Raw genomic sequence first — 15260 nt, 5'->3', positions numbered from 1 at the left:
ACGAATCGTGGGGCCGTCCGGGGCATATATGGCTTAGAATACTTCCTTATTATGGGAAATTCCCTTTCAGAAACATTTTTCACCTTGCAGCGCTTCCCAGAATGACTAAACCAGCCCAGGCCAATCAAAATAGCTACACCCGAAAACCGGTCGAACGCCGGCCCTTGCCCAACCGGCTGGTACGGCTGCTGTCCGAGGCGCGCTGGTTCGCGCTGGCCGCGTTTGCCCTGTATTTCGTGCTGATACTGGCCAGTTTCAACAAGCTCGACCCCGGCTGGTCGCATGCCACCAATGTCGACAAGGTGGCCAACCTGGGCGGCAAGCTCGGCGCGACCTTCTCCGATCTGCTGCTGTATATCTTCGGCTTTTCCGCCTGGTGGTGGTGTGTCTGGCTGCTGCGCACCGTGTGGAATGGCTATCGCCGCCTGAGTAAGCGCTTCCTGCTGGAAGAGGAAGAGGTGGAGCGCGAGCACCATGTCGAGATGCTGATCCGCATCGTCGGCTTCTCCATCATGCTGATCGGCAGCATGGGCCTTGAATACCTGCGCATGGCGAAGAGCCTGCACGTGCAGCTGCCGCGCGACCCGGGCGGCGTGCTGGGCCAGCTGGCGGGGCATTCGGCCCACGTGGCCTTCGGCTTCACCGGCGCTACTTTATTACTGCTGCTGCTGTTCGGCCTGGGATTTTCCCTGTTCTTCCACGTTTCTTGGCTGCAAGTAGCCGAACGCATCGGCGGCGCCATCGAAGACGTTTTCAACTGGTTCGTGCTGCGCTATCAGGACCGCGAAGACCGCCGCCAGGGCGAAGTGGCTGCCGTGCGCCGCGACGAAGTGGTGGTCATCGAACGGGCCAAGCACGTGGAAAAGCACGTGGCTGCGCCGCCCGTCAAGATCGAGCCGCAAGTGGTGACCGTGGTGAAATCCGAGCGCGTGGAAAAGGAGCGCCAGGCGCATTTGTTCGAGGGGCTCGGCGATGGCAAGCTGCCGCCGCTGTCCTTGCTCGACGAAGCGCCGCCCGTGGTGGAAACGGTATCCGTGGAAACCCTGGAATTCACGAGCCGCCTGATCGAAAAGAAATTATCGGACTTTGGCGTGGATGCCAAGGTAGTGGCCGCTTACCCCGGCCCTGTGGTGACGCGCTATGAAATCGAGCCGGCCACGGGCGTGAAGGGTAGCCAGATCGTGGGCCTGGCGCGCGACCTGGCCCGTTCGCTGTCGCTCACCTCGATCCGCGTGGTGGAAACCATTCCCGGCAAGAATTACATGGCCTTGGAATTGCCGAATACCAAGCGCCAGATCGTGCGCCTGACGGAAATCCTCGGCTCCAAGGTCTACAACGATGGCGTGTCCAGCCTGACGATTGCGCTGGGCAAGGATATCGCCGGCAAGCCCGTCGTGGCCGATCTCGCCAAGATGCCCCACTTGCTGGTGGCCGGCACCACCGGTTCCGGCAAGTCCGTCGGCATCAATGCGACGATTTTGTCGCTGCTGTACAAGTCCGACCCGCTCGACGTGCGGCTGATCCTGATCGATCCGAAGATGCTGGAAATGTCCGTCTACGAAGGCATCCCGCACTTGCTGGCGCCCGTGGTGACGGACATGCGCCAGGCGGGCCATGCACTGAACTGGGCCGTGAACGAGATGGAACGCCGCTACAAGCTGATGAGCAAGATGGGCGTGCGTAACCTGGCCGGCTACAACGCGAAGATTGCCGACGCGAAAAAGCGCGAAGAGCACATCCCGAATCCGTTCAGCCTGACGCCGGACTCGCCGGAACCGCTGGAAAAACTGCCGACCATCGTCATCATCATCGACGAGCTGGCCGATCTGATGATGGTGGTGGGTAAAAAGGTCGAGGAATTGATCGCGCGTATCGCGCAAAAGGCCCGCGCCGCCGGTCTGCACTTGATTCTGGCCACGCAGCGCCCATCTGTAGACGTGATCACGGGGCTGATCAAGGCGAACATTCCGACGCGTATCGCCTTCCAGGTCTCGTCGAAGATCGACTCGCGCACCATTCTCGACCAGATGGGCGCGGAAACGCTGCTGGGCATGGGCGACATGCTGTACATGCCGCCCGGCACCGGCTTGCCGATGCGCGTGCACGGCGCGTTTGTTTCCGATGAGGAAGTCCACCGCGTCGTCAGCCATTTGAAGCTGCAGGGCGAACCGAATTACATCGAGGGCATCCTCGAAGGCGGCACCCTGGAAGGCGACGGTGCCGAAGGCGGCGCGCCGGGCGAGGGCGGCGGCGAGGCCGATGCCCTGTACGACCAGGCGGTGGCGGTGGTGCTGAAAAACCGCCGCGCCTCGATTTCGCTGGTGCAGCGTCATTTGCGCATCGGCTACAACCGCGCGGCCCGTCTGCTCGAGCAGATGGAGCAGAGCGGGGTGGTATCAACCATGCAATCCAATGGCAACCGGGACATTCTGGTGCCGGCGGCGAGTAGCGAACAAGGGTAAAATAGTATGAAGAACACGACTTTCGCAGCAAAAATGATCATTGGCGCGGCCAGCGTCGCCTGCAGCCTGCTGTTCGCGGCCAGCGCCTCGGCCAGCGCGCTGGAGCAATTCAAGAGCTTTGCGGCCGGCACCAAGTCGGCCAAGGGCGAGTTCGTGCAGCGCCAGGTCAAGAAGGCCGATGCCAGCGGCAAGGCGAAAGTGTCGACGTCCGCCAGCGGCACCTTCGAGTTCGCCCGTCCGGGCAAGTTCATCTGGACCTATCTGAAACCGTACGAGCAGCTGCTGCAAGCGGACGGCGACAAGCTGTATATCTACGACAAGGATTTGAGCCAGGTGACGGTCAAGAAACTGGGCGACGCGCTCGGCTCCTCGCCAGCGGCCATCTTGTTCGGCAGCAACGACCTGGAAAAGAATTTCACCCTGGCCGAAGCGGGCACGCGCGATGGCCTGGAATGGCTGAAAGCGACGCCGAAAGCAAAGGACACGACCTTCGACGAAATCAGCATCGGCCTGCGCAACGGCGTGCCGGAAGCGATGGAGTTGCGCGACTCGTTCGGCCAGACGTCGGTGCTGGCGTTCAAGAATTTCCAGAAAAATCCGGCGCTGGCCGCGAACCATTTCAAATTCGTGATGCCAAAAGGCGCGGACGTCATTAATAACTGATTATTGACGTCTTGCTGTTGACCGGCCTCGCAGCGATGCGGGGCTTTTGCATTCTTACCCGGTACATATTATGGCGGATCTCTTTTCCACCGCACCGCGCCAGCCGCTGGCCGAAGCCTTGCGGCCTGCTACCCTCAACGAAGTCATTGGCCAGACGCATCTGCTGGGCGTGGGCAAGCCGCTGCGCCTGGCGTTCGAGGCGGGCAAGGCCCATTCGATGATCTTGTGGGGGCCGCCCGGCGTGGGCAAGACGACCTTGGCGCGCCTGATGGCGAACGCCTTCGACAGCGAATTCATCGCCCTGTCGGCCGTGTTCGCGGGCGTGAAAGATATCCGCGCAGCCATGGACCAGGCCCGCCACAGCCTGGACCAGTTCGGCAAACACACCTTGCTGTTCGTCGACGAGATCCACCGGTTTAATAAATCGCAGCAGGATGCCTTGCTGCCCTTCGTCGAGTCGGGTCTGGTGACGTTTATTGGCGCCACCACCGAAAACCCCAGCTTCGAAGTGAACTCGGCGCTGCTGTCGCGCGCGCAAGTGTATGTATTGAAATCGCTCAACGAAGACGAGATGAAGCAGCTGCTGGCCAAGGCGCAAAGCACGGCGCTGACGCACCTGAGCTTCGACGAGGCGGCGGCCGATACCCTGATCGGCTACGCGGACGGCGACGCGCGCCGCTTCCTCAATCTGCTGGAGCAGGCCGAGACGGCCGCCAGCTCGACGGGGACGACCAAGATCGACGCGGCTTTCGTCGACAATGCGCTGACACTCAATTCGCGCCGCTTCGACAAGGGCGGCGACAATTTCTATGACCAGATTTCCGCCCTGCACAAGTCCGTGCGCGGCTCGAACCCGGACGCGGCCCTGTACTGGTTTTGCCGCATGATCGACGGCGGCGCCGACCCGCGCTATTTGTCGCGGCGCATCGTGCGCATGGCCTGGGAAGACATCGGCCTGGCCGACCCCCGCGCCTTGACCATGGTCAATGATGCGGCGGAAACGTATGAGCGCCTCGGTTCGCCCGAAGGCGAGCTGGCGCTGGGCCAGGCCGTGATCTACCTGGCGATTGCCGCGAAAAGTAATGCGGGTTACAACGCATTCAATACGGCCATGGCCTTCGTCAAGAAGGATAAATCGAAGGAAGTGCCCGTGCACTTGCGCAATGCGCCGACGAAGCTGATGAAGGAACTCGGTTACGGCCACGCCTACCGCTACGCGCACGACGAGCCCGATGCCTATGCGGCTGGCGAAACGTATTTTCCGGACGGCATGGCGGAACCGGGCTGGTACCAGCCCGTGCCGCGCGGCCTGGAAAGTAAAATAGCCGACAAATTGGCGTGGCTGCGCGAGCTGGACAGAAAAGCAGGAAAACCGGCCGGCAAGGGCTGAGGCTACAAGCCCAGCAAGGTAAAACCGTCGTCCTGCGGTGCGTAGCCGACCAGCTGGCGCGTCGCGTCGATGGATAGCCGTTTATAACGGTTGTCCGACACTCCATGCACGACGTGGTAGCCGGGCGGCACGTCCGCCGCGATGCAGCAGGCCAGCAGCTGTACCACGTCGCGCTCGCTGATGAAGGCGGCGATGTCGCGCGCGCTGTGCTCTTGGCCTGGCACAAACCGGGCCACGTTGGCGATGCGCACGGCGATCGCCGTCATGCCATGCTGGTGCGCGAACGCGGAGGCCACGCCTTCACCGAAGGCCTTGCTGGCGCCATACATGTTCGCCGGGCGCGCCGGCATGGTTTCGTGCACTTGCACGTCCAGCGGATAGCCTTCGATGGCTTGCGCGCTGCTGGCAAACACCACTCTTTTCACTCCCTGAGCCTGCGCCGCGCGGAAGATGTTGTGCGTGCCGATGATGTTCGGCTGCAGCAATTGCGTATCGAAATCGGCGCTGGCGTGCGGCACGCCGGCCAGGTGCAGCACCACGTCGGTATCCATGCAGGCGGCCAGGCAGGCGGCGTAATTGCTGACGTCGAGCTGCATGGACGGGCAGGGCGCTTCCACCAGTCCATCCGTCCGCAGGTCGGCCAGGCGCAGGGAGAATTCCCCGTGCCGGCGCTTCCAGAAAGCGGTGCCGATGCTGCCGGCGGCGCCCGTGACGAGGACGTGCAATGGTTTGTGACTCATGTATTCCTAGTATTCAGTGTGTGAGGCAGTGCCAGGTTCAGCCAGCGCAGCAGGGCGGGGCGCGGGGCGGCCGCCCCGTGCACGCGGATGTGTCCGCTGCCGACGGCTTCGACCAGCACCAGGCCGTCATTCGGGATCGTGTAGCGTTCGCCGCTGCGCAGCACGCAATCCTCGAACTGGGCGTAGGCCGTGATCCAGGCCGTGCCGGACAGGCATTCGATGACCCTGGCGTGCGCTTTCTCCAGACGCAAGGGCCGTTCGCTGCGTAATTCGTGGTCGGTATGCATGGCATCGCTCCTGTTGTGCTGACAGGAACAGCTTAGGCCCTTGGCTTGAACCATGACAGATGCAGGAAAACGAAATTGTCATGCACACAGTGCGCTTCGTCGTACACTGTGCTTGTCAAAAAAACGGGCAACTGTATCTGTGCGTGCCGCGCGCGCCAGCCGCATACTGAAGGGATGAATATGAGCGCGCATTTGAATCTGTACGAGCACCTGGCCAACGAGCTGGGCGCCCTGATCGACGCGCGCGTGTTCGCGCCTGGAGACCGCTTGCCGTCGATCCGCCACCTGGCGCAGCAAAAACGCATTTCCGTCAGCACCGTGATGCAAGCCTTGCGCCTGATGGAAGACCGGGGGCAGGTCGATGCGCGGCCCCAGTCCGGCTATTTCGTGCGCCACCGCGCGCCGCGCCGGCCCTGCAGTGCCGACGCGCAGCATCTGAAGGAGCCGGCCTTTGTCGGCATCAACAACCTGTTGATGCGCGTGCTGAAGGAAAACGAGGCGCCCGCTATCGTGCAGCTGGGCACGGCGTGGCCGCCCGACGAGATATTGCCCATCAAGCGCATGCAGCGCACCATCAGCGCGGTGGCCCGGCGCGAGCCCGCCTTGTTGAGCAAGGTCAGCTGCTACGACGTCAGCGAAGGCAATTTTTGCGGCAGGTCGCGCGCCGCGCGCTGGACTGGGGCAAGCTGGACCCGCGCGAGATCGTCGTGACGAATTCCTGCACGGAAGCGATCAGCCTGTGCCTGCGCGCCGTCGCCAAACCGGGCGACACCATCGCCATCGAGTCGGCCACGTATTTCGTACTGCTGCAGATGATCGAAAGCCTGGGCATGAAGGCGCTGGAAATCCCCACCGACCCGAAGACGGGGCCGTCGCTCGACGCGCTGGAACTGGCCCTGCGCGCCGGCCTTGTGCAGGCTTGCCTGTTCGTGCCGAACGCGAATAATCCCCTGGGCTGCGTCATGCCGGAAGCGAACAAGAAGCGCTTGGCGGGCTTGCTGTCGGAATTCAATATTCCGCTGGTGGAAGACGATGTGTATGGCGACCTGTGCTTTGCGCCGCAGCGCCCGTGGCCCGTGAAGGCCTACGATACGAGCGGCAATGTGCTGCTGTGTTCCTCGTTTTCCAAGGCTATCACGCCCGCGTCGCGCGTCGGTTACGTGCTGGCCGGGCGCTACGCGCAGGAAGTGGCCCTGCTGAAAACCGTGTCGAGCGGCGCCACCAGCCATTTCTTCCAGGCCGTGCTGGCCGACTTTCTGGAAGGCAGCAGCTACGACCAGCAGCTGCGCAAGATGCGGCGCACCCTGGTGCAGCGCATCGCGCGCATGTCCGATGCCGTGGCGACCAGCTTTCCGGCGGACTGCATGCTGTCCGAGCCGCAGGGCGGTTTCGTGCTGTGGGTGCAGATGCCGCCGCAGGTCGATGCGCTGGCCCTGCATGGCCAGGCCATCGCCGGCGGCGTGGCCTACATGCCGGGCCAGCTGTTCTCGGCCTCGGGCAAGTTCGGCAATTATCTGCGCCTCAATTGCGGCAATGCGTGGACGCCGCGCATCGAGCAGGCCATCGGCCGGCTGGGCCGCCTGGTGCATGAGGCCTTGTAACTATTCTTTGCGTTTCAGTCCCCGTTTTTCACCGTTCGCTCCCTGTTTTTCGCCGCCGGTCGCAAGCCGGTGGCCTTGTTTGCCGCCGTTGGCTAAAGTAGCACCATACCAGCAGCAGTCAACGAAACAAACTAACCAGGAGTCACATCATGAACGTACTGAAAAACATGGAAATCACCTTTGTCGCCGCCGCCATTATCGCCATCGGCGCCAGCTTCGCCACCGCCGGCGCGAATACCTTGGAAGTGAGCGCCAGCAACACCGTGATCGCCCAGGCCGCCGACAGCAGCATGCCCGTCGTCACCGTCAGCGCCCGCCGCCTGACGGACGCTGAAAAAGCCGCTTTCATTTAAGTATCCGCCGTAAAGCGGGCGCGAGTGCCCGGTCAGGCTGCCATGACGATGGTTGACCTTGCGCAAAACTCATCGAAGTGAACAGGGTCTTGGTACAATGAGTGCTTTCGATACATCGGCACCGCCATCCACCCATGATAGATATCCAACTTCTCCGTAAAGACATCGCCAACGTCGCAGAACGCCTGGCGACGCGCAAATTCCAGCTCGACGTGGCAGGTTTTACCGCCCTCGAAGCCGAACGCAAGGCGATCCAGACGCGCACCGAGGAACTGCAGGGCAAGCGCAACGCGCTGTCCAAGCAAATCGGCATGTTGAAAGGCAAGGGGAAGACACCTCGGCCGTGATGGCGCAAGTGGCCGGCCTGGGCGATGAACTGAAAGCCGATGAAGCGGCCCTGACCCTGGTGCAAGCCAAGCTGAGCGACTTCATCATGGCCGTGCCGAACCTGCCGCACGAATCGGCACCGGTAGGCACGGATGAGTCGGGCAACGTGGAAGTGCGCAAGGTCGGCACGCCGCGCACGTTTGATTTCGAAGTCAAGGATCACGTCGACGTGGGCGCCCCGCTGGGCCTCGATTTCGAAGTGGCCACCAAGCTGACCGGTTCGCGCTTCTCCGTGATGAAGGGCGGCATCGCCCGTTTGCACCGTGCACTGGCGCAATTCATGCTCAACACGCACGTTGACGAGCACGGCTACACGGAATGCTATACGCCGTACATGGTCAACGCGGATTCGCTGCGCGGCACGGGCCAGCTGCCGAAATTCGAAGCCGATCTGTTCTCGGTGAAAAAAGGCGGCGTGGAAGGCGAGGGCGAGACCTTCTACCTGATCCCCACGTCGGAAGTGTCGCTGACCAACATCGCCCGCGATGAAATCCTGGCGCTCGATCAATTGCCCCTGAAAATGACGGCCCATACGCCATGCTTCCGTTCGGAAGCGGGCAGCTATGGCCGCGACACGCGCGGCATGATCCGCCAGCACCAGTTCGACAAAGTGGAAATGGTGCAAGTGGTGCACCCGGACACCTCGTACCAGGTGCTGGAAGAAATGGTCGGCCACGCGGAAACGATCTTGCAACGCCTGGGCCTGCCATACCGCGTGATGTCGCTGTGTACGGGCGACATGGGCTTTACGGCCAGCAAGACCTTCGACCTGGAAGTGTGGCTGCCGGCGCAGAACACCTACCGCGAAATCTCGTCCCTGTCGAACACGGAAGCCTTCCAGGCCCGCCGCATGCAGGCACGTTTCCGCAACGCCGCCGGCAAGCCGGAACTGGCCCACACCCTGAACGGCTCCGGCCTGGCAGTGGGCCGCACCCTGGTCGCGGTGCTGGAAAACTACCAGCAAGCGGACGGCAGCGTCGAAATCCCGCCAGTGCTGCGCCCGTACATGGGCGGCCTGACGCATCTGAAGGCGTAAAAAAGACCAGGCAGCTTGCTGCAATGGAAGGCTTAAAATAGTCCTTCCATTTTTTCAGGCGGCTGCTATAATCTTGCCTTCTCGCAGCAATGCGGGAAAAGACCGCAGTAAATGGAGAGGTGGCAGAGTGGTCGAATGTACTTGACTCGAAATCAAGCGTACGTTAAATCGTACCGTGGGTTCGAATCCCACCCTCTCCGCCAGAACAAATAGAAAAAGCTCCCGCAAGGGAGCTTTTTTATTTGTGGCGGCGAAGAGGAGTACGCCCCCTGCGGGGCGTACGCGTGGGATTCGAAGCCCCGCGCATATTTGCGCGGGGCTCTCCGAATCGCCCAATTGGTTTTTACGCGTGCGCCAAGGCGGCAGCTTCGAAGACGAGCGCGTACTCGCGCGAGACTCCCCGAATCGCCCAATTGTTTTTTCGGGTTGGCGTCCAGCATTGAGTTGCAAATCACCAATAAACCCCTACCCAACCCAACAACACCCATGCTAAAATAGCGCCTCGTTCAAACAGGCATGCCAGTTTGAACGAATAGACCGCAGTAAACGGAGAGGTGGCAGAGTGGTCGAATGTACTTGACTCGAAATCAAGCGTACGTTAAATCGTACCGTGGGTTCGAATCCCACCCTCTCCGCCAGAATACATAAGAGAAGCTCCCGCAAGGGAGCTTTTTTATTAGCGATGCCAAAAAGCCTGCGACACATCAAGGCCAGGTAGAAAAAACCGCCCAAAGCGCGCAGCGCAAGGCGTTTTTTCCTCCATTCAGGCCTTGAAATCCAGCGCCCCACTAACGTAACGCAAGCTAGTGCACCAGCCGCGCCACCGCAAACACGACGCCCGACATAGCAATTATCGTCCCCACGCACGACAGAATGACAGCCGACTTCGCCTCAGCCACATCGGACTTGGTCGCATAATTGGAACGCACCACCGCCACGTCCAGTTTCAAGCCGCTGACATCCGTCTTTAGAACGGCAACATCCGCTTTTACGTCTGCCATATCTTTTGCCAATGTGGTGACTTGCTCGTCCATGACCAAATCCTCCATGCTTTTCATTTCATGCTCCTCGCTTTTTTCACCGCTGTCAAACAGTGTCCCGAGAGTATCGTCCATAGCCTTGCTATTCCTCGCCAAGTGTTATGTCAGTGTTGTTGCGTGCTGCAAGTCGGCCATTCTCTCGCCAGCTTGGGTCCGAAGTTTGACGCTACCCCTCACCCTGCATTCCACCTTGACCCCGCTCAGCCTATGTTAATCTACCCCCTCCCATCCCGACCCCACCCATAAAAGCAATGAGCCGATTCTGGAGCAACATCGTCAGCGAGCTGACCCCCTACGTCCCCGGCGAGCAGCCGAAACTGCCCGACCTGGTGAAACTCAACACCAACGAAAACCCCTACGGCCCGTCGCCGCAGGTGCTGGCAGTATTGCGCGACGCGGCCAACGACAGCCTGCGCCTGTATCCCGATCCCACCGCCAGCGAACTGAAGCAAACCCTGGCCGCCTACCACGGACTCGACAGCGCGCAAGTGTTCGTCGGCAACGGTTCCGACGAAGTGCTGGCGCTGGCCTTCATGGCCTTGCTCAAGCACGATGCGCCGCTGCTGTTCCCGGACATCAGCTACAGTTTCTATCCCGTGTATTGCAAGCTGTACGGCATCGATTACCGTACCGTGCCGCTCGACGAGGCCATGCGCATCCGTCCTGAAGACTACCGGGGCCGTGCGGCGCCATCATCTTCCCGAATCCCAACGCGCCCACGGGCGTGGACTTGCCGCTGGCCGGCGTGGAAACCTTGCTGCGCGACCATCCCGACGCCGTGGTCGTGGTCGATGAAGCGTACGTGGATTTCGGCGGCGAGAGCGCCGTGGCCCTGATCGACAAGTATCCGAACTTGCTGGTGGTGCAGACGTTCTCGAAATCGCGTTCGCTGGCCGGCTTGCGCGTCGGCTGCGCCTTCGGCCATGCGGATTTGATCGAGGCGCTGGAACGGGTGAAGAACAGTTTCAACTCGTATCCGCTGGATAGGCTGGCCCTGGCCGGCGCCGTCGCTTCGCTGCATGATGAAGCGTATTTCCAGCAGACGCGCCAGGCCGTCATCGCCAGCCGCGAACAGCTGGCGGCGGACCTGGCGGCGCTGGGCTTCGAAGTGCTGCCGTCGGTGGCCAATTTCATCTTTGCCCGCCACCCGCAGCATGATGCGGCGCAACTGGCGGCCGGCTTGCGCGCCAAGTCGGTGATCGTGCGCCATTTCAACGCTCCGCGCATCAGCCAGTATTTGCGCATCAGCATCGGCAATCCGGCTGAGTGCGCGGCGTTGATGGCGGCATTGTGCGCAGTGCTGTGACGCCATGCTGACCTTCGTCCCTGCCAGCATCGCCGATGGCGAGGCGCTGGCCAGCCTGCGCGTGGCCGCCATGCGCGACAGCCTGGAGCGCATCGGCCGCTATGATCCGCAGCGGGCGCGCCAGCGTTTCCTGTCCACCTACGACCCCGATTGCACCTGGCAGTTGCGCCATGGCGGCGCGCTGGCCGGCTTCTATGTGTTGCGCCCGCAAGCGGATTATTTGCTGCTCGACCACCTCTACCTGGCGCCGGAATGCCAGCGGCAAGGCATGGGCGCGGCCGTGCTGGCGCGCGTGTTTGCCGAGGCCGATGCGGCCCGCAAGAGCGTGCGCGTGGGCGCCTTGCGCGGCAGCGAGGCGAACCGCTTCTATGTGCGTCACGGCTTCGTGGCGGACGGCGAGGAAGAGTTCGACCTGTATTATCGGCGCGCCCCCGCGCCTTGATGCTGCCGGCGGCGACTGTTTGTGCAACAATAATCGGATTCACACATCGACAGGACGGACAAAATGGCAAAAGTGGCATTCATCGGTTTGGGCGTCATGGGTTTCCCCATGGCAGGTCACCTGGCGGCGGGCGGGCACGACGTCACCGTGTACAACCGCAACCCGGCCCGCGCGGCCGCCTGGCTGGAGCAATACAAGGGCAGCAGCGCCGCCACGCCGGCCGCCGCCGCTGCGGGTGCCGAGTTCGTCTTCACCTGCATCGGCAACGATAACGATCTGTATCAAGTGATCCTGGAAGAGGGCGGCTTGCTGTCCGCCATGGCGCCGGGCAGCATCCTGATCGACCACACGACGGCGTCCGCCGAAGCGGCGCGCACCATCCACGCGGCGGCGAAAGAGCAGGGCGTGTTCTTCCTTGACGCGCCCGTGTCCGGCGGCCAGGCCGGTGCGGAAAACGGCAAGCTGACCGTGATGGTGGGCGGCGATGCGGAAGCGTATGCACGTGCCGAGCCCGTCATCGCCCTGTTCTCGCGCGCCGTCACCTACATGGGCGCTTCCGGTTCCGGCCAGCTCACGAAAATGGTCAACCAGATCTGCATCGCGGGCCTGGTGCAAGCCTTGAGCGAGGGCATCGCTTTTGCGGAAAACGCGGGCCTCGATGCGGCCTTGGTGGTGGACGTGATTTCCAAGGGCGCGGCGCAGTCGTGGCAGCTGGAAAACCGCGGCAAGACCATGATAGCGCGCAAGTTCGACTTCGGTTTCGCCGTCGACCTGATGCGCAAGGACCTGGGCATCTGCCTGGCCGAAGCCAAGCGCAACGGCAGCGACTTGCCCGTGACGACCTTGACGGACCAGTTCTATGGCGAAGTGCAGCAGGCGGGCGGCAACCGTTACGACACGTCCAGCCTGATCACCCGCTTGAACAAAAAGTAACTTTTTAACGCTTAAGTAAAGAGCGGCGCGTCCCTGCCAAGGGCCGCGCCGCTTGTCGTTTATGGTGCCGGCATCATTAAAATGTCGGTTTCCGGAACATCCGGTTTCGATTTTCATGGAAAAGCATGGACTTCGCTAGCTCATCGTGTATTATTAAAAAACGAGATGAAATGTCCCAATTTTTAAAACATTATGAGCGGACCCGCATGAAAACCAACTCCTCAGCGATAACACGCGTTGTCGACAAGAACATCCCCTATTTGTCTTCCGCCATCGCCATCTGGCGGCCCCGCGCCGTGCTGCGCAGCTGGCCCGGCGTGGCCATCGCGCTGGTGATCGCCCTGTCGGCCACCTTTATTTCCAGCAATTACGGCGGCCCCCAGCTGCTGTATGCGCTGTTTTTCGGCCTGGCTTTCCATTTCCTCGCGTCCGACCCCACCTGCAAGCCCGGCATCGAGTTTTGCAGCAAGGTGCTGCTGCGCACGGGCGTGGCCCTGCTGGGGGCGCGCATCACCTTCAACCAGATCGCCTCGGTCGGCGTGACGCCGTTGCTGATCGTCGTCGGCGGGCTGATCGCCACCCTGGGCTTCGGCTACCTGCTGGCCAAATGGCTGAAACGCCCCATCACGGAAGGCATTTTGTCGGGCGGCTCCGTGGCCATCTGCGGCGCCTCGGCCGCGCTGGCCATCTCGGCCGTGCTGCCGCAAACCAAGGAGAACGAAAAATTCACCCTGCTGACGGTGGTGGGCGTGACCTCGCTGTCCACCCTGGCGATGATCGTCTACCCGCTGCTGGTCAAGCTGCTGGGTTTTGACCCGACGGAGGCGGGCGTGTTCATCGGCGGCACGATTCATGACGTGGCGCAGGTGGTGGGCGCCGGCTATCTGGTCAGCAACCATACGGGCGATGTCGCCACCTTCGTGAAACTGACGCGCGTGGCGTGCCTCGTGCCCGTCGTGCTGGGCCTGTCGATCATGTTCAAGCGCAAGGACGGCAAGAGCGAAGTCGATGCGCCGCCGCTCGTGCCGTTCTTCCTGATCGGCTTTGTCTGGCTCGTCATCACCAACAGCCTGGGCCTGATTCCGCAGGAAGTGAATGGCTGGATCAACAATGCCTCGCGCGCCTGTCTCGTCATCGCCATTGCCGCCCTGGGCGTGAAAACCTCGTTCCAGTCGCTGGCCTCGCTGGGCTGGCGTCCCGTGATCATGCTGGTGATGGAGACGGTGTGGATCGCCGCCTTCGTCGCCATCGCCGTGCTGCTGACGCGCTGAGCGCTGGCCATTCGCCATGAAGATCCTCGTTCTCGGCGCCGGCGTGGTCGGCACGGCATCGGCCTGGTATTTGCGCCAGGCGGGCCACGACGTGCGCGTTCTCGAGCGCCAGGCGGGCGCGGCGCAGGAAACCAGTTTTGCCAACGGCGGACAGATTTCCGTCTCGCACGCGGAGCCGTGGGCGAATCCCGCCACCCTGCGCAAGGTCCTGAGCTGGCTGGGCAAGGACGACGCACCGCTGCTGCTCCGTCCCCGCCTCGATCCGCTGCAATGGCAGTGGACCTTGCATTACCTGCGCGAATGCCTGCCATCGCGGGTGGCGCGCAATATGCGCCAGATCGTCGCCCTGGCCGAGTACAGCCGCCAGAGCCTGCAAGCCTTGCGCCGCGAGACGGGCATCGCCTATGACCACCTCGAGCGGGGCATCCTGCATTTCTATACGGACCAGCAGGAGTTTGATAAATCGCAGGCGGGCGCCGCGCTCCTGCGCGAACTGGGCTGCCCGCGCAATACCGTCAGCGCCGACGAAGTGATCCGGCTGGAACCGGCCCTGGCGCATGCGCGCGGCCAGATCGTCGGCGGCGACTTCACGGCCAGCGACGAGTCGGGCGACGTGCACTTGTTTACCAAGGCGCTGGCCGCGCGCGCGGCGGTCACCGGCGTGGATTTCCAGTACGGCACGACGGTGACGCGGCTGCTGGCCGATGGCGCACGCATCACGGGCGTGGAATGCATCGATGCGCAAGGCCGCCACCGCATCGAGCATGCGGATGCCGTGGTGGTGGCCATGGGCAGTTTTTCCGCACCGCTGCTGCAGCCGCTGGGCATCCGCCTGATGTTGTATCCGGGTAAAGGTTATTCCGCCACGTATCCGATCATTGACCCCGTCAGCGCACCGAGCGTATCGCTGACGGATGACGGCCATAAGCTGGTGTTTTCGCGCCTGGGATCGCGCCTGCGCGTGGCCGGCACGTGCGAGCTGAACGGCTACACGCGCGAGCTGAACCCCGTGCGCTGCGCCGCCATCACGCGCCGCGTGCAGGCGCTGTTCCCCCACGCCTGCGATTACAGCGATCCCGTCTACTGGGCCGGCTTGCGCCCCCTGACGCCGTCGAACGTGCCGTATATCGGTACGACGCGCTACCGCCAGCTCTATCTCAACACGGGCCACGGTACCCTGGGCTGGACCATGGGCTGCGGCGCGGGCAGGGCGATCGCCGACCTCGTGTCGGGACGGCGGCCGGAAGTCGATTTTGCGTTTTGCGGCGAAGCCCCCGGCAAGAGGCCGCGTTGGTTCAACTTAGGAGAGCACCACGATGAGAGACGACGCCACCCCCGCCAGCCAACCG

The 15260-nt window shown here is 62.4% G+C and carries 12 protein-coding genes, 2 tRNA genes and 3 pseudogenes; 14 read left to right on the top strand and 3 right to left on the bottom strand.

Annotation, left to right across the window (positions count from 1 at the left end):
- Positions 1-101: 101 nt before the first annotated feature.
- The 3 genes from ACRHIG_RS24500 (at position 102) to ACRHIG_RS24490 (ending at position 4515) form a co-directional block, all read left to right on the top strand.
- On the top strand, positions 102-2462 hold the full coding sequence (locus ACRHIG_RS24500; protein ID WP_475413633.1) for a DNA translocase FtsK: 2361 nt from the start codon (positions 102-104) through the stop codon (positions 2460-2462).
- Between the two features lie 6 nt (positions 2463-2468).
- Positions 2469-3125: an outer membrane lipoprotein chaperone LolA gene (gene lolA / locus ACRHIG_RS24495; RefSeq protein ID WP_489628201.1), complete on the top strand. Its 657-nt coding sequence runs from the start codon at positions 2469-2471 to the stop codon at positions 3123-3125.
- Positions 3126-3195: 70 nt separating this feature from the next.
- On the top strand, positions 3196-4515 hold the full coding sequence (locus tag ACRHIG_RS24490) for a replication-associated recombination protein A (protein WP_425252029.1): 1320 nt from the start codon (positions 3196-3198) through the stop codon (positions 4513-4515).
- A gap of 2 nt (positions 4516-4517) precedes the next feature.
- Here the strand turns inward: ACRHIG_RS24490 and ACRHIG_RS24485 are convergent, their stop codons facing one another.
- Both ACRHIG_RS24485 and ACRHIG_RS24480 read right to left on the bottom strand, forming a co-directional pair.
- Positions 4518-5255 (bottom strand): NAD-dependent epimerase/dehydratase family protein, encoded by a 738-nt coding sequence (locus ACRHIG_RS24485; protein ID WP_489628200.1) that lies wholly within the window; start codon positions 5253-5255, stop codon positions 4518-4520.
- Positions 5252-5542, bottom strand: a complete 291-nt coding sequence (locus ACRHIG_RS24480) for a DUF2917 domain-containing protein (protein WP_489628199.1) — start codon at positions 5540-5542, stop codon at positions 5252-5254. The genes ACRHIG_RS24485 and ACRHIG_RS24480 overlap by 4 nt, the downstream gene beginning before the upstream one ends.
- A gap of 180 nt (positions 5543-5722) precedes the next feature.
- On the opposite strand from ACRHIG_RS24480, the gene ACRHIG_RS24475 reads away from it, so the two are divergent.
- From ACRHIG_RS24475 to ACRHIG_RS24450, 6 genes and pseudogenes are all read left to right on the top strand, one after another.
- Entirely contained in the window at positions 5723-6253 is a 531-nt protein-coding gene (locus ACRHIG_RS24475) for a GntR family transcriptional regulator (protein WP_489628198.1), read from the top strand.
- On the top strand, positions 6190-7143 hold the full coding sequence (locus tag ACRHIG_RS24470) for an aminotransferase-like domain-containing protein (RefSeq protein ID WP_489628197.1): 954 nt from the start codon (positions 6190-6192) through the stop codon (positions 7141-7143). Before ACRHIG_RS24475 ends, ACRHIG_RS24470 begins: the two co-directional genes overlap by 64 nt.
- A 149-nt stretch (positions 7144-7292) precedes the next feature.
- Entirely contained in the window at positions 7293-7496 is a 204-nt protein-coding gene (locus ACRHIG_RS24465) for a hypothetical protein (RefSeq protein WP_475413628.1), read from the top strand.
- A gap of 134 nt (positions 7497-7630) precedes the next feature.
- Positions 7631-8919, top strand: a pseudogene (gene serS / locus ACRHIG_RS24460) (serine--tRNA ligase).
- Positions 8920-9032: 113 nt separating this feature from the next.
- A tRNA-Ser gene (locus ACRHIG_RS24455) sits at positions 9033-9122 on the top strand.
- A gap of 345 nt (positions 9123-9467) precedes the next feature.
- A tRNA-Ser gene (locus ACRHIG_RS24450) sits at positions 9468-9557 on the top strand.
- A gap of 165 nt (positions 9558-9722) precedes the next feature.
- Here ACRHIG_RS24450 and ACRHIG_RS24445 read toward each other — a convergent pair.
- On the bottom strand, positions 9723-10034 hold the full coding sequence (locus tag ACRHIG_RS24445; RefSeq protein WP_076572513.1) for a hypothetical protein: 312 nt from the start codon (positions 10032-10034) through the stop codon (positions 9723-9725).
- A 176-nt stretch (positions 10035-10210) separates the two neighbouring features.
- Between ACRHIG_RS24445 and hisC the strand changes: the two are divergent.
- The 5 genes and pseudogenes from hisC to ACRHIG_RS24420 form a co-directional block, all read left to right on the top strand.
- Positions 10211-11265, top strand: a pseudogene (gene hisC, locus ACRHIG_RS24440) (histidinol-phosphate transaminase).
- Between the two features lie 4 nt (positions 11266-11269).
- On the top strand, positions 11270-11707 hold the full coding sequence (locus tag ACRHIG_RS24435; RefSeq protein ID WP_489628196.1) for a GNAT family N-acetyltransferase: 438 nt from the start codon (positions 11270-11272) through the stop codon (positions 11705-11707).
- Between the two features lie 63 nt (positions 11708-11770).
- Positions 11771-12640 carry an NAD(P)-dependent oxidoreductase gene (locus ACRHIG_RS24430; RefSeq protein WP_489628195.1) on the top strand — a complete coding sequence of 290 codons (870 nt, stop codon included), beginning with the start codon at positions 11771-11773 and terminating at the stop codon, positions 12638-12640.
- Between the two features lie 206 nt (positions 12641-12846).
- Complete coding sequence (locus tag ACRHIG_RS24425) at positions 12847-13911, top strand: YeiH family protein (protein ID WP_083287284.1); 1065 nt, start codon at positions 12847-12849, stop codon at positions 13909-13911.
- A gap of 16 nt (positions 13912-13927) precedes the next feature.
- Positions 13928-15205: pseudogene (locus ACRHIG_RS24420) on the top strand (D-amino acid dehydrogenase); the annotation flags it as partial.
- Positions 15206-15260 lie beyond the last annotated feature (55 nt).

Source organism: Janthinobacterium sp. C22, assembly GCF_057919405.1.
The sequence above is the reverse complement of the archived record's forward strand: the minus strand, read 5'-3'. Positions and strand labels throughout refer to the sequence as shown.

What these genes read in the sequence shown, in the direction of transcription:
- ACRHIG_RS24435 (WP_489628196.1), top strand. Translation starts at nt 11,270, where the DNA reads ATGCTGACCTTCGTCCCTGCCAGCATCGCCGATGGCGAGGCGCTGGCC.
- ACRHIG_RS24500 (WP_475413633.1), top strand. Translation starts at nt 102, where the DNA reads ATGACTAAACCAGCCCAGGCCAATCAAAATAGCTACACCCGAAAACCG.
- ACRHIG_RS24425 (WP_083287284.1), top strand. Translation starts at nt 12,847, where the DNA reads ATGAAAACCAACTCCTCAGCGATAACACGCGTTGTCGACAAGAACATC.
- lolA (WP_489628201.1), top strand. Translation starts at nt 2,469, where the DNA reads ATGAAGAACACGACTTTCGCAGCAAAAATGATCATTGGCGCGGCCAGC.
- ACRHIG_RS24485 (WP_489628200.1), bottom strand. Translation starts at nt 5,255, where the DNA reads ATGAGTCACAAACCATTGCACGTCCTCGTCACGGGCGCCGCCGGCAGC.
- ACRHIG_RS24490 (WP_425252029.1), top strand. Translation starts at nt 3,196, where the DNA reads ATGGCGGATCTCTTTTCCACCGCACCGCGCCAGCCGCTGGCCGAAGCC.
- ACRHIG_RS24475 (WP_489628198.1), top strand. Translation starts at nt 5,723, where the DNA reads ATGAGCGCGCATTTGAATCTGTACGAGCACCTGGCCAACGAGCTGGGC.
- ACRHIG_RS24430 (WP_489628195.1), top strand. Translation starts at nt 11,771, where the DNA reads ATGGCAAAAGTGGCATTCATCGGTTTGGGCGTCATGGGTTTCCCCATG.
- ACRHIG_RS24480 (WP_489628199.1), bottom strand. Translation starts at nt 5,542, where the DNA reads ATGCATACCGACCACGAATTACGCAGCGAACGGCCCTTGCGTCTGGAG.
- ACRHIG_RS24445 (WP_076572513.1), bottom strand. Translation starts at nt 10,034, where the DNA reads ATGGACGATACTCTCGGGACACTGTTTGACAGCGGTGAAAAAAGCGAG.
- ACRHIG_RS24465 (WP_475413628.1), top strand. Translation starts at nt 7,293, where the DNA reads ATGAACGTACTGAAAAACATGGAAATCACCTTTGTCGCCGCCGCCATT.